Source organism: Avibacterium avium, from assembly GCF_900454535.1.
Lineage (GTDB): Bacteria > Pseudomonadota > Gammaproteobacteria > Enterobacterales > Pasteurellaceae > Avibacterium > Avibacterium avium.
Map to the genome: position 1 here is coordinate 906,888 of NZ_UGSP01000001.1, position 23,842 is coordinate 930,729.

A 23,842-nucleotide genomic window follows, 5' to 3' on the forward strand; every position below is an offset into this window, starting at 1 on the left:
TTATTCACTTAAATCGCGTTTAAACACGAATTCCTTTTCCGTTGATGAAGTGGCGTCAAACGAGTAGCCACCGAGATCGAAATCTTTTAATTGTTCTAATTGAGTGAGGCGATTTTGAATGATGTAGCGACACATTAAACCGCGCGCTTTTTTCGCATAAAAGCTGATCACTTTATATTTGCCATTTTTATTATCTAAAAAGACTGGCTTTACAATATGCGCCTTCAACTCACTTTCCTTAACGGATTTATAGTATTCATCGGAGGCAAGATTGACTAACACATTATCCCCTTGCTGATCCAAAGCTTGTTGCAATGTCTTGGTAATAATGTTGCCCCAAAAATGATACAAATCTTTGCCTTTCGGGTTGGCTAATTTTGTTCCCATTTCTAAACGGTAAGGCTGCATTAAATCTAACGGGCGTAACAATCCATATAAGCCCGACAATATTCTCAAGTGCTGTTGGGCGAATAAAATATCATCACGAGATAAATGCGCGGCATCTAACCCCGTATAAACATCACCTTTGAACGCAAAAATCGCAGGGCGCGAGTTTTGTTCATTGTGATCCTTATTCCACTCAGCAAAACGTGCCACATTTAATGCGGCTAATTTATCGCTAATGGACATTAAAGAAGCAACATCTTGCGGCGCAAGCTGACGACAAATCTCAATCAGCTGTTCGCTATATTCCGTTAAATCAGGCTGAGAAACATCAAATTTTTCCACCGCACTTTCAAAATCCAAGGTTTTGGCGGGAGAGATAATTGCTAACATAATGAAATCCTTATAAATTCTTTAAAGCGTTAAGGGCAGTTGCCATTCTATCGGTGCTAATTGCTGCTGTTGTAAATAGGCGTTTGTTTGCGAAAAATGCTTGCAGCCGAGAAATCCTCGATGTGCCGATAAGGGCGAAGGGTGTGGCGCAGTTAGCACGCAATGTTTTTGCCTGTCAATAAATTGCCCTTTTTTCTGCGCGTGGCTGCCCCATAAGAGAAAAACAAGATTTTCGCGTTGTTCATTTAAGGCGGAAATTACCCGATCGGTAAAGGTTTCCCAACCAAAGTTTGAATGGGAATGGGCTTTGCCTTGTTCCACGGTTAAAACCGTATTTAACAGCAGCACGCCTTGTTCTGCCCAGCTCACTAAATAACCGTGCTGAGGAATTTGAAAGCCCACATCATTGGCTAATTCTTTATAAATATTGACTAACGAAGGTGGTGGCGCAATACCGGGTTTCACCGAAAAAGATAAACCGTGCGCTTGGTTTGGCCCGTGGTAAGGATCTTGCCCTAAAATCACCACTTTCACTTGTTCAAATTCGGTTAATTTAAAGGCATTGAAAATCTCATTGCTCGGTGGATAGACAATTTTGCCTGCCGCTTTTTCACGCTGGACTTGCTGTAAGATTTGCTGAAAATAGGGCTGGCTTTTCTCGCCACCAATCACATCTTTCCACGTTTTCATTTTGTTTTCCTCAGCGTTAAACCTAGGCTAAGATTATAAATAACCTCACCTCAAATTAACAGCCTCTATTCCAATTTAATGTTTAACTAATCTTTATAAAAATGTTAAACAATTGTTAAATTTATAATGATGAATTTATTTTATTTTTGATATGTATCAATTTCGCTATTTTTGTTTGATAAATTCAATCTGATCCATATCAAAATAATTGAATTGGTCAAATTTTTTGATAAAATCCCTACCAACTTATGATTAATTAACAAACAAATTTAGGAGTTCTTATGATTAAAGGTATCCAAATCACTCAAGCTGCAAATGATAACTTATTAAATTCATTTTGGTTATTAGACAGCGAAAAAGGTGAAGCGCGTTGTTTATGTGCAAAAGGTGATTTCGCAGAAGATCAAATCGTAGCAGTAAGCGAATTAGGTCAAATCGAATATCGTGAATTACCAGTAAATGTTGCCCCAACAGTAAAAGTTGAAGGCGGTCAGCACTTAAACGTGAACGTTTTACGCCGTGAAACCTTAGAAGATGCGGTGAAAAATCCTGAAAAATACCCACAATTAACAATCCGTGTTTCTGGTTATGCAGTACGTTTTAACTCATTAACTCCAGAACAACAACGTGATGTAATTACCCGCACTTTCACAGAGAGTCTATAATTAATTATTGAATTTGATAAATTGCCCTAAGTTTAAGTTAGGGCAATTTTAATAAAAAATACCGCACTTTTCTTTTCTTACTCTTTCCATCATTCAAATGCGCTTGTTTAACGACAGCTAAAGTACCTCAAGCTGAAATACTTTCCCTTTCATATAGCATAGCAACGCATATTCAGGTACAATCGCCCAGTTAAATTTTGTCAAATTTTAGAGTTTAGTTTATTTATAAAATATGAAGAACATTCGTAACTTTTCAATCATTGCGCATATTGACCACGGGAAATCAACCCTTTCCGATCGTTTAATTCAAACCTGTGGTGGGCTATCCGACCGTGAAATGGCGGAACAAGTATTAGATTCAATGGATTTAGAGCGTGAGCGTGGAATCACCATTAAAGCGCAAAGCGTAACGCTCAATTATAAAGCGAAAGACGGCGAAACCTATCAGCTGAATTTTATCGATACCCCCGGACACGTGGATTTTTCTTATGAAGTTTCACGTTCCCTTGCTGCTTGTGAGGGAGCGTTACTTGTGGTAGATGCAGGGCAGGGCGTTGAAGCACAAACCTTGGCAAACTGCTATACCGCCATTGAAATGGATTTAGAAGTGGTACCTGTGTTAAACAAAATCGACTTGCCTGCCGCTGAGCCAGAACGTGTGGCGGAAGAGATTGAAGATATTGTGGGTATTGATGCGATGGACGCTGTGCGTTGTTCGGCCAAAACAGGGCAGGGCATTGAAGATGTGCTAGAAGACATTGTGAAAAAAATTCCCGCACCTGAGGGCGATCCTGATGCCCCATTGCAAGCCTTGATTATTGACTCTTGGTTCGATAACTATCTTGGCGTGGTTTCTCTCGTGCGTATTAAAAACGGTACGTTACGCAAAGGCGATAAAATCAAAGTGATGTCCACTGGGCAATCTTACAACGTGGATCGCTTAGGGATTTTCACCCCGAAACAAGTGGATACCCAAGTGTTAAACTGCGGTGAAGTGGGCTGGGTTGTGTGTGCCATTAAAGATATTTTAGGCGCGCCAGTAGGGGATACCTTAACCCTACACAATAATCCTGCAAGCACCGCGTTACCGGGCTTTAAGAAAGTAAAACCACAGGTTTATGCGGGTTTATTCCCAATTAGTTCGGACGATTATGAAGCTTTCCGCGATGCGCTAGGTAAATTAAGCCTAAACGATGCCTCTTTATTCTATGAGCCAGAAAATTCCACCGCACTTGGTTTTGGTTTCCGTTGCGGTTTCTTAGGCTTATTGCATATGGAGATTATTCAAGAGCGTTTAGAACGTGAATATAATCTTGATTTGATCACCACCGCACCAACCGTAGTTTATGAAGTGTTGCAAACGAACGGTGAAGTGATCTATGTGGATAGCCCATCAAAATTGCCACCGCTAAATAATATTAGTGAAATTCGTGAGCCGATTGCAGAATGTAATATGCTGTTGCCGCAAACTTATTTGGGTAACGTGATCACCCTGTGCGTTGAAAAACGTGGTGTGCAGACCAATATGGTATATCACGGCAACCAAGTCGCGCTGACTTATGAAATTCCAATGGGTGAAGTGGTGCTGGATTTCTTCGATCGTTTGAAATCCACTTCGCGCGGTTATGCTTCATTGGATTATGGTTTCAAACGTTTCCAAGCTTCCGATATGGTACGTGTGGATATTATGATCAACGGTGAACGTGTTGATGCGCTGGCGTTGATTGTCCACAAAGATAACGCGCCTTATCGCGGCCGTGAATTGGTGGAAAAAATGCGTGAGCTGATTCCGCGTCAGCAATTTGATATTGCGATTCAAGCGGCCATTGGTAACCACATTATCGCACGTTCAACGGTGAAACAGTTGCGTAAAAACGTACTCGCCAAATGTTATGGTGGGGACGTAAGCCGTAAGAAAAAACTGTTACAAAAACAAAAAGAAGGTAAAAAACGAATGAAGTCTTTGGGTAACGTTGAAGTGCCACAAGAAGCGTTTTTAGCCATTTTACACGTTGGCAAAGATTAACAAGGAAAGAGAATGTCAAAATCAAACATATTTTTTATTCTATTAATTGCTGCAGGCTATGGAATATGGAAATGGTTGGAGCATTTAGGCTTGCCAAATACCTTCACCATTTTATTGATTTTATTAACCGCACTTTGTGGCGCGCTTTGGGCTTATTATCGTTTTGCAGTGCAGCCTAGACGTGAGCGCCAAATTCAGCGCGTTGAACAGCGTAGCGGAAAATCGTTAAGCGAAGAAGAAAAAGCGAAAATTGAACCCATTTCAGAGAGCGGTGAGTTTTTAGCTTCACTTTTTCCTGTGCTTGCTTTTGTTTTGATTTTGCGTTCTTTCTTATTTGAGCCATTCCAGATTCCGTCTGGCTCAATGGAACCGACCTTGCGTGTGGGCGATTTCTTACTGGTGGAAAAATATGCCTACGGCATTAAAGATCCTGTTTTTCAAAATACCTTGATCGAAACAGGCAAGCCGCAGCGTGGAGATATTATCGTATTTAAAGCGCCACCAGAGCCAAATGTGGATTACATTAAACGCATTATCGGTATTCCAGGGGATCGCATTGAATATAACGAAGCGGATCGCCATATTACGATTACTTATGGCAAAGACGGCAAAGAATGTACAGAAAATTGCGTAACCAAGGCATTTACTTATAGCGAACCACAACCTGATGCAGATTTCAACATTATCATCGGGCAAGATCGCCAAGGTAAACCTGTATATAGCAATGTTCACCCGTTAAAAGTAACCGAAACAGGCGATGTAACCCACCAAATTCATTGGGATCCACAGCCGCCGAACGCCACTTACTTGTACCAAGGTTACCGCAACCAGCAAAATTACATCACCGAATGGGTTGTGCCAGAAGGGGAATATTTTGTGATGGGGGATAACCGTAATCACAGTGCAGACAGCCGTTTTTGGGGCTTTGTGCCAGAGAAAAATATTGTCGGCAAAGCGAAATATATTTGGTTAAGCCTTGATAAAAAACAAGGCGAATGGCCAACCGGTCTGCGCTTTGAAAGAATGTTTAGCAAAATTGAATAAAATCGAATAATCAGAATAATGACAAAAAACTTAGAACGCTTACAGCGTAAAATTGGCTATCAATTCCAAGATATTAATTGGCTTAAGCAAGCACTGACACACCGAAGTGCGGCGAAAAATCACAATGAACGCTTGGAATTTTTAGGCGATGCCATTTTAAACTACACCATTGCTGATGCGTTGTATCAGCAATTTCCTAAATGTAACGAGGGCGAGCTAAGCCGAATGCGTGCCACTCTTGTGCGTGAACCCACCCTTGCTCAGCTTGCCAGAGCTTTCGAGCTTGGCGACTATATGCAGCTTGGTCCCGGGGAACTCAAAAGTGGCGGTTTTCGCCGTGAGTCTATTCTTGCCGACTGTGTGGAAGCCATCATTGGAGCGATCTCATTAGATCGCGATCTGCCTACCAGTACCGCCGTTGTCCGTAACTGGTATCAAGCCCTGCTCAGCCAAATTAAACCGGGTGAAAATCAAAAAGATCCGAAAACCCGTTTACAAGAATATTTGCAAGGTGCTCGCCTCCCTCTCCCAAGCTATGAAGTGATAAACATCAAGGGGGAAGCCCATAATCAAACCTTCACCGTAGAATGTCGTGTGGAAAACATCAAAAAAATTGACCGCACTTTTATCGGCGTAGGCTCAAGCCGCCGCAAAGCGGAACAAGCCGCCGCAGAACAAATTTTAAAACTATTGGATATAAAATGACACAAACAACAGAACATCACCACGAACAGCCAACCTACTGTGGATTTATTGCCATTGTAGGTCGTCCAAATGTAGGTAAATCGACCTTATTAAACAAAATTTTAGGGCAAAAAATTTCCATTACATCAAGAAAAGCACAAACGACTCGCCACCGCATTTTAGGGATTCAAACAGACGGCCCTTATCAAGCCATTTATGTGGACACCCCGGGGCTGCATATTGAAGAAAAACGTGCCATTAATCGCTTAATGAACCGCGCAGCAAGCAGTGCCATTGGTGATGTGGATTTAATTATTTTCGTAGTGGACGGCACGCATTGGAATGCCGATGATGAAATGGTGCTAAATAAACTGCGCCGTGCTAAAGCGCCTGTGGTGTTGGCGATAAACAAAATCGACAATATCAAAGATAAAGAGGATTTGCTGCCATTTATCACCGAAATCAGCCAAAAATTTGATTTTAAAGCCATTATTCCTATTTCTGCACAACGTGGCAACAACGTGCAAGAACTGGAAAAAATCGTGCGTGAATCCTTGCGCGAGGGCGTGCATCATTTCCCTGAAGATTACGTTACCGACCGTTCACAACGCTTTATGGCATCTGAAATCATTCGTGAAAAATTAATGCGTTTTATGGGCGAAGAGCTGCCTTATTCCGTAACCGTTGAAATCGAACAGTTCAAAACGAACGAACGCGGCACTTATGAAATCAACGCCTTGATTCTGGTTGAACGCGATGGCCAGAAAAAAATGGTTATCGGCAACAAAGGACAAAAAATCAAAGTGATCGGCACAGAAGCGCGCGCTGATATGGAACGCTTATTTGACAACAAAGTCCATTTAGAACTTTGGGTGAAAGTGAAATCAGGCTGGGCAGATGACGAACGCGCCCTGCGCAGCTTAGGGTATATGGAAGAATAATCCAAGCCTTGCATAGCCAAAAAGAATAAGAGCGGTGGAAAATATTGAAATTTTTCACCGCTCTTTTTTTATTATTTACTAATGCGCTTTTTTGCAACTCGCCAAAATATCCAAATCCTTTTGATATACGTCCGTTTTTAAATTAAACCCACCCAACATAACCATCACACATAAACCAACATAAATGGGAAGAAATAATACTAAGTGGGAAGAAATGAGAAAGGCAGAATGAAAAAGCGTTACACATAGAGAAAAAGAAAACCCAGCGACTTTTTACGGTCACTGGGTTTGTTTTTAGGGTTGAGCGAACATATCAAACTGCCTTTTCGCAATTTCTTCTTTCTGCACACGTTTAACGATTTTGTAGATCCATTGCAAAGATAAACCATACTTCTTGGCAAGATAGGCGTGATTATTGCCCGTGAACTCGTTGAAAATCTGCTTCTCACGCTCACAGGCGAAAAGCGACATTGATTTCGGCACATACACATTCAAACCACCCCAGTTGTAGCCCGTTTTCAACGCCACAATCATTCCGATGTTTTCTGCCGTTTCCTCGTCCATTTCGGGATAACATTCACGCACCGCCATCACCGTATATTTCGCCAAATCCGCCAATAAATCGGGGGCTTTGGTTTGAAAGTCATCATTGTCAAATTTAGCGATATTCATACTATTTACCTACTCGTTTTTTCCACTGTTTTAACTGCTCAATAATAGCCGCTGTTTGCTCGCTGTCTAATTCACGCCAGTCCGCAACGTCTGCATAATATCGAACAACAAATGCATTCAACGCAGCAGACGTACTTTCATCGGCGGTTACTTTCCACACTGCCCACAATTTCCGCTGAATGGCAGAAAGTTGTGCGGCATCACTCCGCAAGCGAATCTTCGCGCCTTTTTGTTGCAGTATTTTGACCAGTTTTACCAAGTCTGAATAGCTTATATTTTTTGCAGAATTTTGGTAGAATTGTTGAGATAATAGACTTCGGTAAGTTTCATCGTCCATCTTCAACTGATTTTTGCCAATATGCACCAACTGTAATAATCTTTTTCTCATTGTTTCCCCCATAATGATTCATTTTTCGGTTCTCCTAATACAAAAAAACCGCCCTAAGGCGGTTTGGTTTAACAAGTTGGATCAAAATGTTGAACGTACTCAGGTTCTTCTTCATCATTCTTTTCCAAGATTTGTTGAATAACAGGATCATCAGTAAAAATCATTTTTGACAATCCCATCAACAACGGCCCAATCCCTTCTTTTTGGTCGGTATGTCCATTGGTTGCCCAATCGCCGTCTTCGCCACGAAAGAAATCAAAGTGAAGATTAGCCTCGAAGCCGTTTTCAATTTCAGGGACTAATTTCAGCATCTCATTCCATATTTTTGTTAGCACGACAGGCATTGTTGCCATTAAACCAGCCACGATATTGCTTACCTTAGTTGGTGGTTTAGGCTTGTAGTTGATCCCAATTTTAAATGTTAAATCATCTGCCGTTGGTTCAACGCCGATGTTAATAACTGCCAAATAATGTTGTGTCATACTCTTACCCCCATTTTCATCAAAATCCCTTTCGCATTCTGCACATAAATACTGGCGTGCGTCATTTCTTCTTTATTTAACGATTTTTCCGCTTGTTCCAGCTGAATAATCGCTTGGCGAAGTTGCATTTTTAAGGTTTCAAGTGTAGAAATCATTGTGTTTTCTCCCGTCTTCCTTGCCATTTTTTACAGTAGCTTTTCCGCGTATAACACCACTCACGCTGTTTAAATGTCAGTGCTAACTTTTCTGCATTCGCCCATAATTCAGTTGCTCTGGCATAATTGCCCGAACGTTCCACCTCAGCAGCGGTTTCTGCTGCTTCGTGATAGGCTTCTTCTAGCACACTACGCTCGACTCTCGGTCTTCGGCTCATTTTCGCACCTCTTCATCATTGGGCTTGATTACAAACTCTTCCACGCCCTCGCGAATGGTTACACCTGAAATTGAGCGTGCAATATCCGGCTCAGCAAGCATTGCTTCTTTATTGAGTTCTTCTTTGGTGCGAATAAAGCGGAACAGCCCCAAATTGCGTAGGCTTTCCAAAATGCCGTCAATCCCTTTGGCAACCACTGCAGGCGGTTTAGCACGCCATTGCACCTCGCCGGTGGTAAAGTACGCCGTTTTTTGCTTGCCACCGTTGGTGAGTTCCAAACGGCGACTTTCACAATACGCCTGCACTGCCTTTTGCAAGGGCTTCACTTGCTCTTTAAGAGCGGTTAGTTGAGCCGTATATTTCTCATCAATCGCCGCTTTCTCATCTGCTTGCAGGGTGGAAAGTCGCACCTGCTCGCGTTCCAAATCACCAATTTGCTTAATCGCCAACGCCACTTCATCTTGGGTTTGCAGGGCGATTGACTGCACTTCGCTTTTTACTCGGGTTGCTCGTTTAGCCATTATTTGTTACTCCTTTTTTGCAAGTGTAAGGATAAAAATCCGCGTTAATTTTTGGGGTAAGGTTGCCGTTAGGTGAGCGGAGATACACAACGCCATCAATACAAAGCTCGGCGTAACTCCAAGTGTGCTTTTGCACCATTCCATCATCACAGCCCGCCAACAAAAGTGCGGTAAAAATTAAGGTCGTTTTTCTCATACAGCCCCCTAAACCTGCATCACCACATCGCCATTCACTTTCGGCACACCTAAACTTTCTGCTAAGTTCATCGCCGCCGTCAGCAAATTATTTACCGCAAGCGGATAAAGCAGGCTCTGCGTGGTTTTGTTTCGCCCCACCGCTGTTAAGCGTTGTCGCACCGCCAAAAACGCGTCTTCTTCAAAAATATCGCTGAGTTTTTTGCCCACTTTAGCCAAGCGGAACGCTACATAGTTTTCCAATTCTGCATCGAGCGGCGCAAGTTCCACCACTTCGCAACGTTGCACCACTTCACGCACTTCCGTGTTGCGTTCAGACAGCTTCAGCTTCAATTCCGGCTGACCGATTAACACAATGGAAATCAGCTTTTTGAACCCATCTTCCAACTCAAAAAAGCGTTTCAAGTGTTTCAAAGTCGGAATCGGCAACGAGTGGGCTTCTTCAATAATCAGCACGTTGGAGTAGCCTGATTTACAGCTTTCTTTCAACACATTGTGCAACTGGCGAAAGCGAGCTTCAGGCGAACGCTTTACACTTTGCAATGGCGCAAGGGTGGAAATAATCGCTTCGGCAATGTGGGCAGCTTTTAGCGTTTTGCCCTTAATGTCGTTGTCTTCCATTGCGATGATGTAAGGCTCAATCACTGCAATCGGCGCGTTTTCGGCACGAATGCGATCAATCAAATCACGGCGTAGGGTCGATTTGCCCGCACCGCTTTCGCCCACCACCGCCATAAAGCCGCCGTGCTTGGCGGTTTGATAGAGCGACTCACGCACATAACGAATATCAGACGTGGCGAAAACTTCATCAGCCGAGCGAATATCGGCGGAAAAAGGGTCAATCGGTAATAAAAAATGTTTCTTAGTGGCTGGAAATAAAGCCTGTTTTGCGAGTAACATAATCTCGTCCTTAATTTCTTGTTTGGTTTTAAGGGCGGAAGCGGCAGGCTCGGTCGCCAAACTTTCCCCTGCTGCTTCCTTTCTTAATAGCGTTGCAAGCGGTTGAGTTACCCCAATTTTTTGCAAAGCCGCTATTAAACTCTTCTCAAATGCCGCCCAATCTCTCACTCGTTGATCGTGATTGACCAACTGGGAAATGGTCGCAGGCGACACATTCATCATCTGTGCCAACTGTCGCAGGCTCACGCCCTTATCAATCAGCACCTGTTTTAGTTTCAGCATAAAATGCTCCGTTCATCATAATCCTTACCTTTACGCGTAGAGTGGGCTTTAGCCCACCATTTAGGCCGCCAACAACCGCAAATTTGAGCGTGTTGGCGAAGGTTGAACAAACTCCGCCTTGAACTCATCAAAGCCCAAGCCCAACAATCGTTCGGCTTCCACCTGCGGCACACCTTGCGGATATTTGCCGTTCACCCATTGATAGCATTCACCATTCCACAACTCGCCCCAGCGAGCTTTGCCGTTTTTGGCAAATTCCACCACCGACATCGGCTTTTGCTCCACCCGTCGGGCGTTGGTAGTGAGTTCGTGTTCTTGTCCGTTTTTCGGTAAGAACCACATAAGCTGATTCTCATCAAGATGTTTGTAAGGGTCGATTTCGCCATTAAATAACGGCACATTGGCTTTCTTCGCACGTTTCAACTCATGTTCGGTGGCCACACCATAAGCCAGTTGCTCCGCCTGCTCCTTATTGGTTTCAAAGGCGGTTTTACTGTGCGCTTTGTATTCTTCGCCAATTATCGCCGCATCCACACGGAAACCGTATTCATTCACTTCAATCGGCTCAAGTACCACCCAGTAAGGCTTCAGCATCGCCTTACCCGTTTCATCAAGCAAATGTTCAAAACATTGCACTTGCACACATTCAGGGCGGTAAGGGTTTTTGCCCACCGTGATTTTCTCACCCACTCGAACATCAGGCACATCACGCACATCATAACGGCGGTTCTCAAAGCTGATTTCCAACTTATCGGTAACCAATCGCTCGCTTAATGCGGTGATCATCAATTCCTGACAAATCTCACGGCTAGGGGGCAAGATTAAATCTTTCGTGTGAATTTTCTGCCACGCCCCATAGCGTGTCATACCGTGTCGGCTGTGAATGGCTTTACCGTTGAAATAGCGCATCCATTGGTGGGCAAGCTGGTTCAGTTCCGCCAAACCACTCACATTCATAAACCGCAGCCCGCTTTCAAATTGCCGTTCCACAATATCGTTGCCTTTCTCCACTTGCCCTTTGGCTCGGGCGTTGTGGGCTTTCGGCACTTCAATTTTTACATCCAACTGGTTCAGTAAGTGCGTGAACATTTGCGAGGTATTGGCAGAACCGCGGTCGAACATCAAAATTTTCGGCACACCGAAAAACGGCTCGGCAGGGCTTTCTTTCTTCTGAATGGCGTTGATAAAGGTTTCCGAAATGTTCTCTGCCGTTTCGCCGCCATACACATATTCCACATAAATCACCCCGCTGGCGTGGTCGGTGATCACATATCGCCACACCCGTTGCGGTTCCACCTTCGCCACATTCGCAGGCTTGTTTTTGTAGAACTGTTCCGCTTCCATTACGCATAGCCCATTGCCTTTGCCTGTTTCTTTCAAGTAATACAGCACACACAAAGACGGGTCGATTTGCCACACGTGGTTCGGGTGTCGGCTTTGCAACTGCACCACAGGAGCGGGGCGTAACAGTTGGTCGGGGTGCAAATTGGCGTTGCGTAACGCCCGCTCCACCGAACTTGCCGAATAAGGGCGAACTTCGCCTGTTTTCTCGTCCACAAACTCCGCTTTCACTTTGTTGTTGGCGCGTAATATGTCCAAAATCCGCTCCAGCGTTGCCATGGTTTTGCCGTTTTTGCGCCGTAGGTGTAACCACGCCGCACTAATCAATTTCAGCTCGTTTGCTTCCATTTGATGTTTCCCCTTATCGCACCGCACTTTGCGACCACTTGCCGGTCGAAACGGTTTAAGCTGCCGAAGAAAAGTCGCACGGCTTAAGCCTGTTTTTGTGCAACCTTCTTCAATAATTTTTTCCTTCTCGCCAAAGCCTGCCTTCTCCACACGCTCGGCATATTGGGCGAGAACGCTCGGTAGTATTGCCATTGCATTTCCTTAACCCACCACTTCAGCATCTTGAATGTGGGCATCTTGCTCAATCTCGTCCAAAATGCTCGTTACACTTTCATCTAGCTTGCCGTCAGGCTGATAATCTTCTCGCGCCCACTCAGGCAAGGCTTCACCGCTTGGCGTATCGTCTAAGCCAAAGCGTTCTTTCAGCTCCGACAAAATCAACTGATACTCCGCCAACACCCCACTCATAAACTGCTTATGATCAATACCTGTTTCAGCTTGATGAGCCCCTAATGCCTCAAACGCCTGAAACACCTGCCCACGCAAAATAGCTTCCGCCTTGTAAGAAATCGCGGTTACTTCTTCTCGCAATGCACTGCCACGTTGGTCGGGCGTTTGGGTTTCAATCAACAAACTTTTCTTCGCCAACTCCTTATCCAGTTTGTTTAAACGTTCGTCCTTATTAGCAATCACTTTCGCCTGCGCGTCATAGTTCGCTTTCACGCTTTCCAACTGTTTGGTAAGGCTTTCTTTCTCCTTAGCGTGCTTCACGCTCAATTCTTCGATTTTCTCAATCAAATCTTCCTTGTCGGTGGTTTCCGAATAATCCGCATCCACAATCTCCGCTCGGGCTTCTTCAGGCAGCTGGCGAAGTTTTCGCATTTCGCGGTAGCCTAAGCCTAGGCGTTGGCTGGTTTCTAGGAAGTCTTCGCCGAGAACAGCTAAGTTTTGCAAATCAAGATCAATCTTTTGACGGCTAAATCCGCAAGCTGTGCAGTAATCTTCCCAACTGCTAACCGTTAGCACTTTTCCTTCACTATCAACATAGCTCAAACCCTTGTATTTCTTAGAGTTCTTGATTTCATTCAACACTTTCAAACTGCTAACCGTTAGCAGTTTTTCCACAAAATTAAAGGCTTTTAACATACCCATCGCTTCATGAGCTTCTGCCATATCTTGTGTCATTGCCTGTGCAGCCATTATCACCGCATCTTGTTGTTCACTTAATCTTAAATCTGTCATCTGTTACTCCTAAAAACCGCCTGTTGCCACACGGTGTCGCATTTCATTAAATCGTTCGTTTACCGCCTGCATATCCTGCTCATAACACACCGCAAGGTTGAGCAGGGCAAAGCTGAGCGTCCAGTTACCTGTGGGAAGTTTGCGCAAAAAGCCTTCACTTTCTAAAATCGCGGTGGCGCGTGTGATGTTCACAGGCGTTTCATCAATGGCTTCGCACAAATCTTTATTGCTTAAGCCGTCCATCGTTCGCCCCTTCAGGGCTTTTAAAATCCGCAAGGCACGTTGTGTGCTGTTGGTTTTTTCGCTCATTTGGTTTCTCCTGCTGTGTTTGTTCGCATAAAGTGCGGTATGTTTTCCGCCTGTTTTTGTTGCTCGCACGCAACGAGCTGTTTGTAACCTTTGCTGTTCCAGTATTTTTTCAAATACCATAAGCAGAATTTTTCTAACATTTTCATTGGTTTTTTCTCCCTGTGGTATCCTATTGGCTCTCTCAACTGCCAAAAGGAAACCCTATGACGGTAATTAAATTGCCGATAAAAAGGCTCACCGAACTCGAACAACGAGTGAATGAACTAGAAATTCACGTTCAAAATCTCGATACAGAAAATCGGCTTTATCAATCTATTCTGGCTTCGCTGATTTCCATCTTGCCCAATAATGAACGCCAAGCGTGGATTAAAGATTTTGAGACGCTTTACGAACTCGGCTTGGACGATGTGGAAAACGCATTGCCAACTCCCCAAAAACGGAATAACAGATCCGTTTATCTTGACCAACTACTATCTCTTTTGGATAAGTAGCTTTCTTTTCTTCAACAGACAGGCTGTTAGGCTTGTCTGATTTCTTTTCTTTCTGCATAAAATCTCCTATTGTTTATTTAATAAAGAGCGGTCGACAAAAAGTATACTTTTTGAATGTCGGCTTTGCCGACAGCCCCAACGGGGCGAACAATCGAACTTGCTTCGATTGTGAGTATCTTTTCGCTGTTTTTTCTAAATTGTTAAAGAGCAGGTTGCGTGTATTTAAGCCGCCGCTTGGTGGTCGGGGTCAGGCTTTAAGCCCAACAACACCGCCGTTTTATGAGCTTCGCCCCAAGTGCCTTTCAGCTGTCCGCGAAGTAAGTCGGAAATCGCTTGCTGATCCACACCAAAGTGCCTTGCCCATTCGCTACGATTAATCCCATGTCGTAAAAAATAGGCTCTTGCACTTTCTCGTGTTTGCGGATAGGGTAAGGGGTGAAATACCTTTCGTGAACCATTACGAGGAGGGATGTCTTTTTTAGGAATAAAAACAGTTAAACCACCAAAATTGTGTTCTTTAGTGCATCTATAATTGATAAAAATCATACTATCCTCCTTAAGTTAAGCCGCCGCTTTTAAGCCGAGCTTCACGGCAATTTCGTGTCCGATACCACGTTTGGCTTTAATCGTGCCATTCAATACGCGGTAAACATACAATCGGTCATAACCATGTTCTCTTGCCCAATCAGCGAAAGATTCGCCACGGGCTTCAAACTCGCTTTTCACCTGTTCAGGCGTTTTAACATTCAGCATTTTTTTCTCCTGTTGTGGTATAATTGATAAACAATCAATAAATCATTTCTTACATTTGTAAGATTATATTACATTTGTAATGTTTTCAAGGGGAAATTTATGGATTCTTTCAAAGGAAAACTTATTCGCTTAAAAAATGAACTAAATGTGGAAACAGATAAGGAAGTTGCAGAGTATTTGGAAATGACCAATAACGCATTCACAGTGAGAAAAAGTCGAAATAGCTTCCCTGAAAAAGAGCTTTTTGCCCTAAAAGCCAAACGCCCAGAATTAAACCTTGATATGGATTACATATTGCTCGGTCATCGCCGTGAAACTTATGAAGCAATGGAAAAAGAAGCGTTAAAAGATATGCCAAAGCCGGATTTTTCAGACAAAACAGGCTTATTAGTGCAGTTATTTATGCAATGTGATGATCAAGGGCGTGCAGCGATTTTAAGTGTGGCACAAACAATGGCGGCAATAGCAAAAACGACGCAAAGCAATCACGCTACCAAAATGCACATCGACAACGTAGAACAACAAAACAACATCGAACACCTTGAAGGTGGTATTCATTTTAAGAAAGGGAAATAAATGGATTTTCACATTCACAACGTTGAGCAGCTTAATAACATCAACCAAGCCCACTTTCACCAAGCCGAAAAAGCAATAGATAAAAACAGCCCGCACATTGTCATTTGTCCACAATGTGGCGGAGCAAGTTATCGCTTCAATGAATACTGCAATAATGGTAAATGTACTTTTGGTATTCGAGCCTATTTTGATGAACTAGAACAGATTGCCCAAGAACAAGAACGTGAAAAACGAAAAGGGCGTTGCTCTCTCATCGGTTTGAGTGGCTTTGCATTTAGCATAGCCATCAGCTATATCGGCTCACAGTGGTTTGATAGCCCTAAAATGGCGCTATGGTTTTTAGGCGGAATAGTATGGCTTTTTATTTGGCTAAAATCGGCAGAACAACAGTAATTTATTATTAAGGAAACCAAAATGAAAAAATCCCTCAAATATGCCGCTTTCGCCTTATTAGGCGTGGCGGCTGCCGTATTTGCCAAAGAGAAATTTGAGTGTGCAGGCAAACGCACCTGCAAAGAAATGAACAGTTGCGAAGAAGCCCGTTTCTATCTCACCCAATGCGGTCGCGACAGCCTAGACCGCGACAACGACGGCGTGCCTTGTGAAAGTATTTGTGGTGGGAAGAAAAAGAAATAATTGAGGAACAATAATGACAACCGAACAACAAAACGATAAATTAGACATCGTTATCCGTAACGAGCAAGATGCTTATGATTTTCTTCGTCAGATCTATGAAACGGAATTAGGTAATGACGTTTCTAAGCTCCATATTCAATTTGAAGGTTGGCCCAAGGTTCAGGTTAGCTTAACAGGCGAAAAATATCAGTCTACAATAACACCTTCAATTATGAAGGCTTTCTTAAAATTGCAAGATGGCTTATATAGAGCTTATGCCTTGGCGGTGTATGCGGACACTCATCATCGTTTAAGTGATGATGAAAAGAAAGACTTAGAACTCATTATTAAAGTTAGTCAAGGTTCATCCAAGTTTGATGGAGAAAACATTGACTGGGGAAATGTTTTAACAGGGCTGATTTCAAAAATGACAAGCAAACATTTGATGATCACATTGCTGTTTGGGCTACTGTGCTATTTTGGCACAGACGCTTACAAAATGTTTCTTGATGATAAACAAGCCGAGCGAGAAACTCAAACTCAATCAGATACAACAGCTAAACTCGTGGAACTTAATGAGAAAACATTAGACGTTTTAGCTGAAAATCAAAAAGAGAACAGAGAGCTATTTCATAAGCTGATTGAGCAAAAACCAGAGTTAGAAGAAATTGCGATTGAAGCAAAAGAAACCAAACGAGAATTTCTCAAGCAAGCTAGTGATGCCGAAAAAATAAATATCCAAGGAATTGAAGTTACAGGTGAACAAGCAAAAGAATTAGCGAAAAAGAAACGAATGCCACCTGCACGTGAATTTGAAGAAATTCGCCTTGATGGAATGTACCGTATTTTAAATGTGAACACGGAATTGGATACAGGCTTCAAAGTGAGCATTCGTAATGAAGCAAGCGGGCAAGAATTGATTGCAGAAGTGCAAGACAACACCTTCCAAAGCCAATACAAGAAAGCAATTGAAACTGCGACATTTGAAAAGCGCCCTGTTGAATTAAATATCAATGCAAAACAGAAAGTGGCTAATGGTTTAATTTATGATGTCGTTGTTATTAAGGCTGTTTTACACAAACAAGCTAAATAATTCTTTAAACCAGTTTAAATCCAATTTATACCACCTTTAATTAAACTCCATTTATCAACCAATCCTTGATAACTGGAGTTTTTTTATGTCTTTCCCCATCACCAAAATCATCATCCATTGCTCTGCTACTCAAAACGGCAAGCAACTCCGCACCAATACCCAAACCGCCGCTCAACGCATTGACGAATGGCACAAGCAGCGTGGCTTTCAGCGTTTGGCTGGTTATTACAAAGCCTTTAATCCGCATTTAAAACACATCGGCTACCACTTCATTATTGACACTGACGGCACGGTCGAAACCGGTCGCAAAGAAGGCGAAACGGGCGCGCACGTCAAAGGGCATAACCTACACAGTATCGGCATTTGCTTGGTCGGCGGCATTACCAAAGACAAACGCAACCACGGCGAATACACCGAAAAACAATGGCAGGCACTGCACCGCTTATTGCGTCAGCTTGAAGCCAAATATCCCAACGCGCGTATTTGTGGACATCGTGATTTAAGCCCCGACTTAAACGGCGACGGCACAATCAACCCGAATGAATGGACAAAATCCTGTCCATGCTTTGATGTGTGGAGCTGGCTGGATTCTGAGCAAGTGATCAACCACGAGCATTTATTTAAGGCATAGAACCGTAGAGGGTGTGCAACACGCCCCTACAGCACTAACAAGGAAAACCAATGAAACTCAAAGAACTCATTACTAACGACAACGGTCGCCTTTCCACTACCGCCTTTATCCAATTTTTCGGGGCGTTGTTGATGGCTGGCATTTTGATTTATGCCGTATGGCTTGACCGTGCCTATGTAGGCGAATTGTTCACCACCTTCGCCATTTTCTGTGCAGGCGGAGCTGCCACTAAAGGTTTTGCCAACGCGTTAAATAATTGGGGGCGTGAAGAATGATGGCTTACTTAATTTTAGGCGGCGTTGCGGTACTTTGGGTAGGCACTGCGATTGTCTGTTACAAAATTCGCAAAGCACGTCAAGAAATCGACCGCTTATTTAAGCAAAACGAGAAACTGCAAAACGAAAAAGCCGTTGCCGAAACCCAAGTCAAACATTTTGAAGTGAGAAAGAAAAATGAAGAAAACACTCGTGGCTCTCGCCGTGATGATGTCATTAACCGCTTGCAACAGTCGGGTGATCTCCGTGATTAACTCTAGCTGTTCAGGCTTTGGTGTGATTAAGGCAAGCCGACAAGATACCACCGAAACACTCCGTCAAATTGCGGTGCATAACGCGACTTACCGCGAGATTTGCAAGGAGATTAAAGATGACCATTAACGTAGAATTTTGGCATTTGGTGGGGCTGTTGTTGTCCTTTCTCGGCTGCTGCTTTGGCTTTGCTAAAATCTTAGTAGCACAGTTTCAAAATTCATTAACAGAACGACATCAAAATCAGCAGCGTGTGAATGAAAAAGTGGAAGATTTAGAACGTCAGATCAACAAAATGAACAGTTCAATGCCGTTGGTTTATGTTTTGCGTGAAGATTATATTCGTGGGCAAGGCGTGTTAGAAGCCAAAATGGATGCCTTACATAAAACCCTAAGTGAATTGTTCAAAATGGAGAAAACAAAGCAATGATGGAAAAAGCTCGTCGAGAAGGAATGCGTTGGAATTTGCTGAACGTGTTACATAAAGCGCGCCCTTATGATACCAACGAGAAATTTTTGCTTGATGTAATGCGCGGGATTTACCCTGATGCTACTGCACTTGAAGTCCGTCAGCATTTGGATTACTTGGCAAAAAGTGAACTGGTTATCCTAGATAAACAGCCGCACGGCATTTGGTATAGCCGAATCAATGCTAAAGGCGTAGATGTTGTGGAATACACCAGTGAATGCCAAGCAGGCATTGCGCGCCCTGACAAATATTGGGAGTAACAGCCTATGGCACCAAGATCCAGTATTGAGAAACTGCCCGAAGATGTTCGCCGTTGGCTGGAGCGCGCCTTAACCGAGAACGGTTTTTCAGGCTATGTGGAACTGGAAAACCTACTGCGTGAGAAAGGCTATCAAATCAGCAAGTCGGCAATTCATCGCTATGGCAAGCAAATTGAAAGTCGCCTGAAAGCAATTAAAGACGCGGCAGAAGTGGCAAAATTGATTACCGAGCAAGTGGATGATGAAGGCGACAGCCAATCGGACGCCCTAATGCGACTGGTGCAGACGGATTTAATGAATTTGCTGATTGAAGCCCGCAATGTGGAAAGTCTAAGCGTGAAAGACCGCTTAAAAGCACTGGGTATGATTGGCAAAAATATTGCGTCAATGACCACGGCAAGTGTGAAGCTCAAAGAATATCAAGCGGAACACAAAGCCAAAGTGCAGGCAAAATTAGATGAACTCGCACGCACCGCAGACAGGGACGGCACAGACCTGCCAACCCTTGAGCGTGTGCGACAAAGTATTTTGGAAGTCTATGGCATCAACCAATAACACCGTTCTCTATGATTACCAAAAACGCTGGCTACAAGATACCAGCCGTTTCAAGGTGGCAATGTTTGCCCGTCAAACAGGCAAAACTTTCACGACCACGTTGGAAATTGTGCTGGATTGCTTGGCAGCCGAAGCCAAAGGCGAGAAAACTCGCTGGGTTATTCTCTCGCGTGGCGAACGCCAAGCGAAAGAAGCGATCAATGAAGGCGTGAAAGTTCACTTAAATGCAATGGGCATAGTATGTGAAATTATGGAAGTGCCATTCAGCCCGACGCTTAATGCGTTGGAAGTAATTTTCCCAAATGGCTCAAAAATTACCGCGTTGCCAGCTAACCCCGACACTGCGCGTGGTTTCTCGGCGAATGTGTTTCTGGACGAGTTCGCTTTCCACGCCGACAGCCGTGAGATTTGGAAAGCCTTGTTCCCTGTCATTTCCGCAGGTTGGAAACTCCGCGTGGTTTCCACACCTAACGGCAAGGGCAACAAGTTCTACGAATTGATGACCGACTTGGAAAACACCGAATGGTCTCGTCATCAAACCGATATTTATCAAGCAGTCGCTGACGGTCTTCCACGCAACATTGAACAGCTCCGCAAAGGCTTAAATGATGAAGATGCGTGGGCGCAGGAATTTGAACTCAAGTGGCTTGATGAAGCCAGTTCGTGGCTTTCATTCGATTTGATTGACAGCGTGGAACATATTGATGCAGGCAAGCCTGAACTTTATCAAGGTGGCTCGTGCTTTGTGGGAATGGATATTGCCGCCCGTAACGACTTAACCGTGATTTGGGTGCTGGAATTGGTCGGTGATGTGTATTGGACGCGTGAGCTGATTACGCTCAAACGTGTGCCGCTGCGTGAGCAACTCGAAGAACTCAATCGCGTAATGAAGCAATATCACGTGGTCGTTGGCAATCTCGACCAAACAGGAATGGGTGAAAAAATGGTGGAAGATGCCCAAGCCGAACACGGCAAACGTATTCAAGGCACGCTGTTCAACGTGTCCAGCAAACTCAAAATGGCAACCATCGGCAAAACCGCTTTTGAAGATCGCAAAATCCGCATTCCGCAAGGCAATAGCGATTTGCGGGAAGATTTGCACAAACTCAAAAAAATCACAGGCTCAAACGGCATTCCACGCTTTACTGCTGAAAGCGACAGCAATGGACACGCCGACCGCACTTGGGCGTGCTTTCTCGCTTTAACCGCCGCCACGGAAGCGGTAATGCAACCTGTAAAAGCCCATAGCCGCCGACCAAGAAGTAGCAAAAGATTAACTGCAGGATATTAACAATGACACCAAAAAAACAAGACTTAATCCGCGTCATCGCCAGCCGTGCCAATGCCATTGATTATTGGGCGTTTATGCACTACCTGCCGAACCCCGATCCTGTACTGAAGAAAATGGGCAAAGATATTTCCGCCTATCGTGAGATTTTATCCGACAGTCACGTTGGGGGCTGTGTTCGCAGACGTAAAGCGGCAATTAAAGGCTTAGAGTGGCGAATTACGCCTACAAGCAATGAAAAAACGGACGAGATTTTGACCGCACTTTTCGACCGCTTGCCGATGTCGCAAATTATCGGCGAAATGCTCGATGCCACGTTGTTTGGCTATCAAGCGTTGGAAGTGATGTGGGAAAGCAAAGACGGCTTACTGTTGCCAACAGCAATCGTAGGCAAACCGCAAGAATGGTTTGTGTTCGATGACGAAAATCAGCTCAAACTTCGCACCAAGGAACATCGCGATGGCGAATTTATTCCACCTTACCGAATGTTGCTCGCCACCCAAAATGCGACCTATATCAACCCTTACGGCTTGGGCGATTTGTCCCTTTGCTTTTGGGCGGCAACTTTCAAAAAAGCGGGTTTTAAGTATTGGCTAGAATTCACCGAAAAATATGGTAGCCCGTGGCTGGTCGGTAAACACCCACGCCAAGCCCAAATTCACGAAGTGGAAGACTTGCTCGACAGTATGGAGAAAATGCTGGGGACTGCGGTAGCGGCAATTCCTAATGATAGCTCTATCGGCTTAGTGGAAGGCTCTGATAAAAGTGGCTCGTCTGAAGCCTTTGATAATTTCATTAAATACTGCAAATCAGAAATCGCCATTGCATTGTTAGGGCAAAACCAAACCACCGAAGCGGAAGCCAACCGAGCAAGTGCCACCGCAGGCTTAGAAGTCACTAAAGATATTCGCAATGATGACGCCAGCCTTGTTGAACGCACTTTCAACCAGCTTTTATCGTGGATTTGCGAGCTAAATTTTAACGTGGACACCTTGCCAACGTTCGAGCTATTTGAACAAGAAAGCATTGATAAACTACAAGCCGAACGCGACAAGCTCTTAACCGAAATCGGCGTGGGCTTTACCGAGCAGTATATTCACCGCACTTATGGCTTTGAAGACGGCGATATTATTATGCAAGCGGTCGAAAAAGCAGAAAAATCTGCAAAGACGGCAGACTTTGCAGAACCAATCTCGAAAAGCGTGATTGACACGATTGGCGAACAGTTGGAAATGGAAGGCGAGGCTGTTGTAGAAACGTGGTTGCACGACATTCGCGACCGCTTAGGGCAAGCCGAAAGTTTGGAAGATTTCCGCAATCAACTGGACAGCCTAATCCCAGAATTGAGCTTTGCTGAATATGGCAAACTGCTAGCGTGGGGTTCAACCGCCGCTCAATTTGCAGGGCGACAATCGGTGGTCGATGAAACCAAATAGCTAAGTGTAGGGGCGTGTTGCACACGCCCGAAAGGAACGAAAATGCAAAAATTCACCTTTGAAAACCAAGTTAAATACTTTGAGAAAAAACTCAACCTACCCACCAACAGCTATTTGGACGTGCTGGGCGATGAACATGACTACTTCTTTATGGTGGCAGGCGCGAACCGTAATGAAGTGTTGCTCGCCTTTCGTGACGCGGTCGATGAAGCCATTGCCAACGGCGAAACGCTGGAAGGCTTCCGCAAACGCTTTGATGAAATCGTGGCTCGCACAGGCTGGGACTACAAAGGCGGTCGCAATTGGCGAAGCCGTATCATTTACGACACCAACGTTTACGCCGCCTACAATCGAGGACGGCTGCAACAGCATTTGGATTTAGCTGATGTGATGCCCTATTGGGAATATCATCACCACGATAACAGCCACCCACGCCAAGAACATATTGATTTGGACGGCACAATTTTACCGGCAAGCGATCCATTTTGGCGTTATTACTACCCAATCAAGGCATATGGCTGCCATTGCACCGTCACCGCTCACGATGAAGATGACTTGAAAGAAATGGACAAAACCGTCAGCCCATCGCCTGAAATCGAATGGCAAGAAAAACTGGTTGGTACAAGGTCAGGAAATCCAAGAGTGGTACGAGTGCCGAAAGGTTATGATGTGGGCTTTCAACCGCATAATTTTGAACGGCTGACTGCTGGGCGAAATGCAGATGTGGATCAGCTGTTGTTCAATAAATTCGTCAATGCCGAGCCGAAACTTGCTAGCCTACTTATTGAAAACGTGTTACAAAATCCGCGTGCGGTGATGATGTTAAACGGCGCGATGAAGTCGATGGTCGATACCGTTACAGTGGAAAAAATGGCGCGTGGGCAAATGAAAAACGTGGGCGTAATCCCAGCCAAAGTGATTGATAAATTGACCGCACTTGAAAAAGCCCCACAGTCAGCCGTGATTGCCGTGCGTGATGAAGATGTGCTGCACGCTCTGCGTGATACCAAACAAGCCAAAGGCATTAACCTGCCGATTGAGTTTTGGGAACAGTTGCCGGAGAAGTTGAGAAATCCGAGTGCTATTTTGCTGGAAACCGATCAAAAATTGCCGACCTTGCTTTTTATTTATGAAACCGAGCAAGGAAAAGTGGCAATCAAAATGGATTATGAAGTAAAGCTCAAAGATGAGTTAAGTAAAAAGAAATTACCGCATAAGGTTAATTTAGTGAGAACGGCAAGTGTATTTACGGATAAAACAGGAATGCACAAGTATGAAGTGTTGTGGGGTGAATTGTAGCGGTGGTTTGCCTGATTCGAACAGGATAA

Annotated in this window: 35 protein-coding genes; 19 read left to right on the plus strand and 16 right to left on the minus strand. The window is 44.1% G+C overall.

All coding sequences use genetic code 11. The annotated features are described in order from the left end of the window. On the minus strand, positions 1-777 hold the full coding sequence (gene yaaA / locus DYC50_RS04520; protein ID WP_115249172.1) for a peroxide stress protein YaaA: 777 nt from the start codon (positions 775-777) through the stop codon (positions 1-3). A 21-nt stretch (positions 778-798) separates the two neighbouring features. Continuing rightward, the gene (gene ung, locus DYC50_RS04525; RefSeq protein ID WP_115249173.1) at positions 799-1,467 is read right to left on the minus strand and encodes a uracil-DNA glycosylase; all 669 of its coding nucleotides are present in this window, start codon (positions 1,465-1,467) and stop codon (positions 799-801) included. Between the two features lie 281 nt (positions 1,468-1,748). Between ung and grcA the strand changes: the two genes are divergently transcribed. The 5 genes from grcA (at position 1,749) to era (ending at position 6,827) form a co-directional block, all read left to right on the plus strand. Continuing rightward, a complete protein-coding gene (grcA, locus tag DYC50_RS04530) occupies positions 1,749-2,132 on the plus strand; it encodes an autonomous glycyl radical cofactor GrcA (RefSeq protein ID WP_103854707.1) in 384 nt (127 codons plus the stop codon). 232 nt (positions 2,133-2,364) lie between these two features. Beyond that, positions 2,365-4,158, plus strand: a complete 1,794-nt coding sequence (gene lepA, locus DYC50_RS04535) for a translation elongation factor 4 (protein ID WP_115249174.1) — start codon at positions 2,365-2,367, stop codon at positions 4,156-4,158. A gap of 12 nt (positions 4,159-4,170) precedes the next feature. Next, on the plus strand, positions 4,171-5,202 hold the full coding sequence (gene lepB / locus DYC50_RS04540) for a signal peptidase I (RefSeq protein ID WP_115249175.1): 1,032 nt from the start codon (positions 4,171-4,173) through the stop codon (positions 5,200-5,202). A gap of 18 nt (positions 5,203-5,220) precedes the next feature. Beyond that, a complete protein-coding gene (gene rnc / locus DYC50_RS04545; protein WP_115249176.1) occupies positions 5,221-5,907 on the plus strand; it encodes a ribonuclease III in 687 nt (228 codons plus the stop codon). Then, positions 5,904-6,827 carry a GTPase Era gene (era, locus tag DYC50_RS04550; protein WP_115249177.1) on the plus strand — a complete coding sequence of 308 codons (924 nt, stop codon included), beginning with the start codon at positions 5,904-5,906 and terminating at the stop codon, positions 6,825-6,827. Before rnc ends, era begins: the two co-directional genes overlap by 4 nt. 294 nt (positions 6,828-7,121) lie before the next feature. On the opposite strand, the gene DYC50_RS04555 is transcribed toward era, so the two are convergent. The 12 genes from DYC50_RS04555 to DYC50_RS10645 all read right to left on the minus strand — a co-directional run bounded on the left by DYC50_RS04555 (position 7,122) and on the right by DYC50_RS10645 (position 13,966). After that, on the minus strand, positions 7,122-7,499 hold the full coding sequence (locus DYC50_RS04555) for a Mor transcription activator family protein (RefSeq protein WP_115249178.1): 378 nt from the start codon (positions 7,497-7,499) through the stop codon (positions 7,122-7,124). Between the two features lies 1 nt (position 7,500). After that, positions 7,501-7,887, minus strand: coding sequence for a regulatory protein GemA (locus tag DYC50_RS04560; protein WP_115250160.1), 387 nt, complete (start codon positions 7,885-7,887; stop codon positions 7,501-7,503). A gap of 68 nt (positions 7,888-7,955) precedes the next feature. Beyond that, positions 7,956-8,369: a hypothetical protein gene (locus DYC50_RS04565; RefSeq protein WP_115249179.1), complete on the minus strand. Its 414-nt coding sequence runs from the start codon at positions 8,367-8,369 to the stop codon at positions 7,956-7,958. Continuing rightward, on the minus strand, positions 8,366-8,524 hold the full coding sequence (locus tag DYC50_RS10640) for a hypothetical protein (protein WP_172459067.1): 159 nt from the start codon (positions 8,522-8,524) through the stop codon (positions 8,366-8,368). Before DYC50_RS10640 ends, DYC50_RS04565 begins: the two co-directional genes overlap by 4 nt. After that, positions 8,521-8,742 (minus strand): ANR family transcriptional regulator, encoded by a 222-nt coding sequence (locus tag DYC50_RS04570; RefSeq protein ID WP_115249180.1) that lies wholly within the window; start codon positions 8,740-8,742, stop codon positions 8,521-8,523. Before DYC50_RS04570 ends, DYC50_RS10640 begins: the two co-directional genes overlap by 4 nt. Beyond that, the gene (locus DYC50_RS04575; protein WP_115249181.1) at positions 8,739-9,263 is read right to left on the minus strand and encodes a host-nuclease inhibitor Gam family protein; all 525 of its coding nucleotides are present in this window, start codon (positions 9,261-9,263) and stop codon (positions 8,739-8,741) included. The genes DYC50_RS04570 and DYC50_RS04575 overlap by 4 nt, the downstream gene beginning before the upstream one ends. Continuing rightward, a complete protein-coding gene (locus tag DYC50_RS04580) occupies positions 9,256-9,459 on the minus strand; it encodes a hypothetical protein (protein WP_115249182.1) in 204 nt (67 codons plus the stop codon). The genes DYC50_RS04575 and DYC50_RS04580 overlap by 8 nt, the downstream gene beginning before the upstream one ends. A gap of 8 nt (positions 9,460-9,467) precedes the next feature. Next, positions 9,468-10,640 (minus strand): AAA family ATPase, encoded by a 1,173-nt coding sequence (locus DYC50_RS04585; protein WP_115249183.1) that lies wholly within the window; start codon positions 10,638-10,640, stop codon positions 9,468-9,470. Positions 10,641-10,700: 60 nt separating this feature from the next. Continuing rightward, entirely contained in the window at positions 10,701-12,521 is a 1,821-nt protein-coding gene (locus tag DYC50_RS04590; protein ID WP_115249184.1) for a DDE-type integrase/transposase/recombinase, read from the minus strand. Positions 12,522-12,530: 9 nt separating this feature from the next. Next, positions 12,531-13,511, minus strand: coding sequence for a hypothetical protein (locus tag DYC50_RS04595; protein ID WP_115249185.1), 981 nt, complete (start codon positions 13,509-13,511; stop codon positions 12,531-12,533). 9 nt (positions 13,512-13,520) lie between these two features. Beyond that, complete coding sequence (locus DYC50_RS04600; protein ID WP_115249186.1) at positions 13,521-13,820, minus strand: helix-turn-helix domain-containing protein; 300 nt, start codon at positions 13,818-13,820, stop codon at positions 13,521-13,523. Then, positions 13,817-13,966, minus strand: a complete 150-nt coding sequence (locus DYC50_RS10645) for a hypothetical protein (protein ID WP_172459068.1) — start codon at positions 13,964-13,966, stop codon at positions 13,817-13,819. Before DYC50_RS10645 ends, DYC50_RS04600 begins: the two co-directional genes overlap by 4 nt. Before the next feature lie 57 nt (positions 13,967-14,023). Here DYC50_RS10645 and DYC50_RS04605 point away from each other — a divergent pair, with 57 nt between their 5' ends. Beyond that, complete coding sequence (locus tag DYC50_RS04605) at positions 14,024-14,311, plus strand: hypothetical protein (protein WP_010128355.1); 288 nt, start codon at positions 14,024-14,026, stop codon at positions 14,309-14,311. Positions 14,312-14,533: 222 nt separating this feature from the next. Here the strand turns inward: DYC50_RS04605 and DYC50_RS04610 are convergent, their stop codons facing one another. Beyond that, positions 14,534-14,857 (minus strand): DNA-binding protein, encoded by a 324-nt coding sequence (locus DYC50_RS04610; RefSeq protein WP_115249187.1) that lies wholly within the window; start codon positions 14,855-14,857, stop codon positions 14,534-14,536. A 15-nt stretch (positions 14,858-14,872) separates the two neighbouring features. Then, the gene (locus DYC50_RS04615; RefSeq protein ID WP_005708235.1) at positions 14,873-15,064 is read right to left on the minus strand and encodes a DNA-binding protein; all 192 of its coding nucleotides are present in this window, start codon (positions 15,062-15,064) and stop codon (positions 14,873-14,875) included. 99 nt (positions 15,065-15,163) lie between these two features. Between DYC50_RS04615 and DYC50_RS04620 the strand changes: the two genes are divergently transcribed. The 13 genes from DYC50_RS04620 (at position 15,164) to DYC50_RS04680 (ending at position 23,813) form a co-directional block, all read left to right on the plus strand. Continuing rightward, on the plus strand, positions 15,164-15,640 hold the full coding sequence (locus DYC50_RS04620) for a helix-turn-helix domain-containing protein (RefSeq protein ID WP_115249188.1): 477 nt from the start codon (positions 15,164-15,166) through the stop codon (positions 15,638-15,640). Then, complete coding sequence (locus DYC50_RS04625) at positions 15,641-16,033, plus strand: hypothetical protein (protein ID WP_115249189.1); 393 nt, start codon at positions 15,641-15,643, stop codon at positions 16,031-16,033. It abuts the gene before it with no gap. Positions 16,034-16,054: 21 nt separating this feature from the next. Continuing rightward, the gene (locus DYC50_RS04630) at positions 16,055-16,276 is read left to right on the plus strand and encodes an excalibur calcium-binding domain-containing protein (protein ID WP_115249190.1); all 222 of its coding nucleotides are present in this window, start codon (positions 16,055-16,057) and stop codon (positions 16,274-16,276) included. Positions 16,277-16,289: 13 nt separating this feature from the next. Beyond that, positions 16,290-17,348 (plus strand): hypothetical protein, encoded by a 1,059-nt coding sequence (locus DYC50_RS04635; protein ID WP_115249191.1) that lies wholly within the window; start codon positions 16,290-16,292, stop codon positions 17,346-17,348. An 85-nt stretch (positions 17,349-17,433) separates the two neighbouring features. After that, positions 17,434-17,979, plus strand: a complete 546-nt coding sequence (locus DYC50_RS04640; RefSeq protein WP_115249192.1) for an N-acetylmuramoyl-L-alanine amidase — start codon at positions 17,434-17,436, stop codon at positions 17,977-17,979. Between the two features lie 50 nt (positions 17,980-18,029). Further along, positions 18,030-18,254, plus strand: coding sequence for a DUF2644 domain-containing protein (locus tag DYC50_RS04645; protein WP_039142690.1), 225 nt, complete (start codon positions 18,030-18,032; stop codon positions 18,252-18,254). After that, the gene (locus DYC50_RS04650) at positions 18,251-18,508 is read left to right on the plus strand and encodes a DUF2681 domain-containing protein (protein WP_115249193.1); all 258 of its coding nucleotides are present in this window, start codon (positions 18,251-18,253) and stop codon (positions 18,506-18,508) included. Before DYC50_RS04645 ends, DYC50_RS04650 begins: the two co-directional genes overlap by 4 nt. A 116-nt stretch (positions 18,509-18,624) precedes the next feature. After that, on the plus strand, positions 18,625-18,936 hold the full coding sequence (locus DYC50_RS04655; protein ID WP_115249194.1) for a hypothetical protein: 312 nt from the start codon (positions 18,625-18,627) through the stop codon (positions 18,934-18,936). Next, positions 18,933-19,235, plus strand: a complete 303-nt coding sequence (locus tag DYC50_RS04660; protein WP_039142680.1) for a hypothetical protein — start codon at positions 18,933-18,935, stop codon at positions 19,233-19,235. The genes DYC50_RS04655 and DYC50_RS04660 overlap by 4 nt, the downstream gene beginning before the upstream one ends. A 6-nt stretch (positions 19,236-19,241) precedes the next feature. Continuing rightward, positions 19,242-19,790, plus strand: a complete 549-nt coding sequence (locus tag DYC50_RS04665) for a DUF3486 family protein (protein WP_115249195.1) — start codon at positions 19,242-19,244, stop codon at positions 19,788-19,790. Further along, positions 19,774-21,081: a terminase large subunit domain-containing protein gene (locus DYC50_RS04670; protein ID WP_115249196.1), complete on the plus strand. Its 1,308-nt coding sequence runs from the start codon at positions 19,774-19,776 to the stop codon at positions 21,079-21,081. Before DYC50_RS04665 ends, DYC50_RS04670 begins: the two co-directional genes overlap by 17 nt. 2 nt (positions 21,082-21,083) lie before the next feature. Next, entirely contained in the window at positions 21,084-22,514 is a 1,431-nt protein-coding gene (locus tag DYC50_RS04675) for a DUF935 domain-containing protein (RefSeq protein WP_115249197.1), read from the plus strand. A 42-nt stretch (positions 22,515-22,556) separates the two neighbouring features. Further along, positions 22,557-23,813, plus strand: coding sequence for a phage head morphogenesis protein (locus DYC50_RS04680; protein WP_115249198.1), 1,257 nt, complete (start codon positions 22,557-22,559; stop codon positions 23,811-23,813). Positions 23,814-23,842: the final 29 nt, after the last annotated feature.

What these genes read in the sequence shown, in the direction of transcription:
- DYC50_RS04555 (WP_115249178.1), bottom strand. Translation starts at nt 7,499, where the DNA reads ATGAATATCGCTAAATTTGACAATGATGACTTTCAAACCAAAGCCCCC.
- DYC50_RS10640 (WP_172459067.1), bottom strand. Translation starts at nt 8,524, where the DNA reads ATGATTTCTACACTTGAAACCTTAAAAATGCAACTTCGCCAAGCGATT.
- DYC50_RS04630 (WP_115249190.1), top strand. Translation starts at nt 16,055, where the DNA reads ATGAAAAAATCCCTCAAATATGCCGCTTTCGCCTTATTAGGCGTGGCG.
- DYC50_RS10645 (WP_172459068.1), bottom strand. Translation starts at nt 13,966, where the DNA reads ATGAAAATGTTAGAAAAATTCTGCTTATGGTATTTGAAAAAATACTGG.
- DYC50_RS04665 (WP_115249195.1), top strand. Translation starts at nt 19,242, where the DNA reads ATGGCACCAAGATCCAGTATTGAGAAACTGCCCGAAGATGTTCGCCGT.
- DYC50_RS04585 (WP_115249183.1), bottom strand. Translation starts at nt 10,640, where the DNA reads ATGCTGAAACTAAAACAGGTGCTGATTGATAAGGGCGTGAGCCTGCGA.
- DYC50_RS04660 (WP_039142680.1), top strand. Translation starts at nt 18,933, where the DNA reads ATGATGGAAAAAGCTCGTCGAGAAGGAATGCGTTGGAATTTGCTGAAC.
- rnc (WP_115249176.1), top strand. Translation starts at nt 5,221, where the DNA reads ATGACAAAAAACTTAGAACGCTTACAGCGTAAAATTGGCTATCAATTC.
- DYC50_RS04680 (WP_115249198.1), top strand. Translation starts at nt 22,557, where the DNA reads ATGCAAAAATTCACCTTTGAAAACCAAGTTAAATACTTTGAGAAAAAA.
- DYC50_RS04610 (WP_115249187.1), bottom strand. Translation starts at nt 14,857, where the DNA reads ATGATTTTTATCAATTATAGATGCACTAAAGAACACAATTTTGGTGGT.
- DYC50_RS04600 (WP_115249186.1), bottom strand. Translation starts at nt 13,820, where the DNA reads ATGAGCGAAAAAACCAACAGCACACAACGTGCCTTGCGGATTTTAAAA.
- DYC50_RS04670 (WP_115249196.1), top strand. Translation starts at nt 19,774, where the DNA reads ATGGCATCAACCAATAACACCGTTCTCTATGATTACCAAAAACGCTGG.
- DYC50_RS04565 (WP_115249179.1), bottom strand. Translation starts at nt 8,369, where the DNA reads ATGACACAACATTATTTGGCAGTTATTAACATCGGCGTTGAACCAACG.
- DYC50_RS04675 (WP_115249197.1), top strand. Translation starts at nt 21,084, where the DNA reads ATGACACCAAAAAAACAAGACTTAATCCGCGTCATCGCCAGCCGTGCC.
- DYC50_RS04650 (WP_115249193.1), top strand. Translation starts at nt 18,251, where the DNA reads ATGATGGCTTACTTAATTTTAGGCGGCGTTGCGGTACTTTGGGTAGGC.
- era (WP_115249177.1), top strand. Translation starts at nt 5,904, where the DNA reads ATGACACAAACAACAGAACATCACCACGAACAGCCAACCTACTGTGGA.
- DYC50_RS04590 (WP_115249184.1), bottom strand. Translation starts at nt 12,521, where the DNA reads ATGGCAATACTACCGAGCGTTCTCGCCCAATATGCCGAGCGTGTGGAG.
- ung (WP_115249173.1), bottom strand. Translation starts at nt 1,467, where the DNA reads ATGAAAACGTGGAAAGATGTGATTGGTGGCGAGAAAAGCCAGCCCTAT.
- DYC50_RS04605 (WP_010128355.1), top strand. Translation starts at nt 14,024, where the DNA reads ATGACGGTAATTAAATTGCCGATAAAAAGGCTCACCGAACTCGAACAA.
- grcA (WP_103854707.1), top strand. Translation starts at nt 1,749, where the DNA reads ATGATTAAAGGTATCCAAATCACTCAAGCTGCAAATGATAACTTATTA.
- DYC50_RS04625 (WP_115249189.1), top strand. Translation starts at nt 15,641, where the DNA reads ATGGATTTTCACATTCACAACGTTGAGCAGCTTAATAACATCAACCAA.
- DYC50_RS04620 (WP_115249188.1), top strand. Translation starts at nt 15,164, where the DNA reads ATGGATTCTTTCAAAGGAAAACTTATTCGCTTAAAAAATGAACTAAAT.
- DYC50_RS04595 (WP_115249185.1), bottom strand. Translation starts at nt 13,511, where the DNA reads ATGACAGATTTAAGATTAAGTGAACAACAAGATGCGGTGATAATGGCT.
- DYC50_RS04640 (WP_115249192.1), top strand. Translation starts at nt 17,434, where the DNA reads ATGTCTTTCCCCATCACCAAAATCATCATCCATTGCTCTGCTACTCAA.
- yaaA (WP_115249172.1), bottom strand. Translation starts at nt 777, where the DNA reads ATGTTAGCAATTATCTCTCCCGCCAAAACCTTGGATTTTGAAAGTGCG.
- DYC50_RS04645 (WP_039142690.1), top strand. Translation starts at nt 18,030, where the DNA reads ATGAAACTCAAAGAACTCATTACTAACGACAACGGTCGCCTTTCCACT.
- DYC50_RS04615 (WP_005708235.1), bottom strand. Translation starts at nt 15,064, where the DNA reads ATGCTGAATGTTAAAACGCCTGAACAGGTGAAAAGCGAGTTTGAAGCC.
- DYC50_RS04575 (WP_115249181.1), bottom strand. Translation starts at nt 9,263, where the DNA reads ATGGCTAAACGAGCAACCCGAGTAAAAAGCGAAGTGCAGTCAATCGCC.
- DYC50_RS04560 (WP_115250160.1), bottom strand. Translation starts at nt 7,887, where the DNA reads ATGAGAAAAAGATTATTACAGTTGGTGCATATTGGCAAAAATCAGTTG.
- lepB (WP_115249175.1), top strand. Translation starts at nt 4,171, where the DNA reads ATGTCAAAATCAAACATATTTTTTATTCTATTAATTGCTGCAGGCTAT.
- DYC50_RS04570 (WP_115249180.1), bottom strand. Translation starts at nt 8,742, where the DNA reads ATGAGCCGAAGACCGAGAGTCGAGCGTAGTGTGCTAGAAGAAGCCTAT.
- DYC50_RS04580 (WP_115249182.1), bottom strand. Translation starts at nt 9,459, where the DNA reads ATGAGAAAAACGACCTTAATTTTTACCGCACTTTTGTTGGCGGGCTGT.
- DYC50_RS04655 (WP_115249194.1), top strand. Translation starts at nt 18,625, where the DNA reads ATGACCATTAACGTAGAATTTTGGCATTTGGTGGGGCTGTTGTTGTCC.
- lepA (WP_115249174.1), top strand. Translation starts at nt 2,365, where the DNA reads ATGAAGAACATTCGTAACTTTTCAATCATTGCGCATATTGACCACGGG.
- DYC50_RS04635 (WP_115249191.1), top strand. Translation starts at nt 16,290, where the DNA reads ATGACAACCGAACAACAAAACGATAAATTAGACATCGTTATCCGTAAC.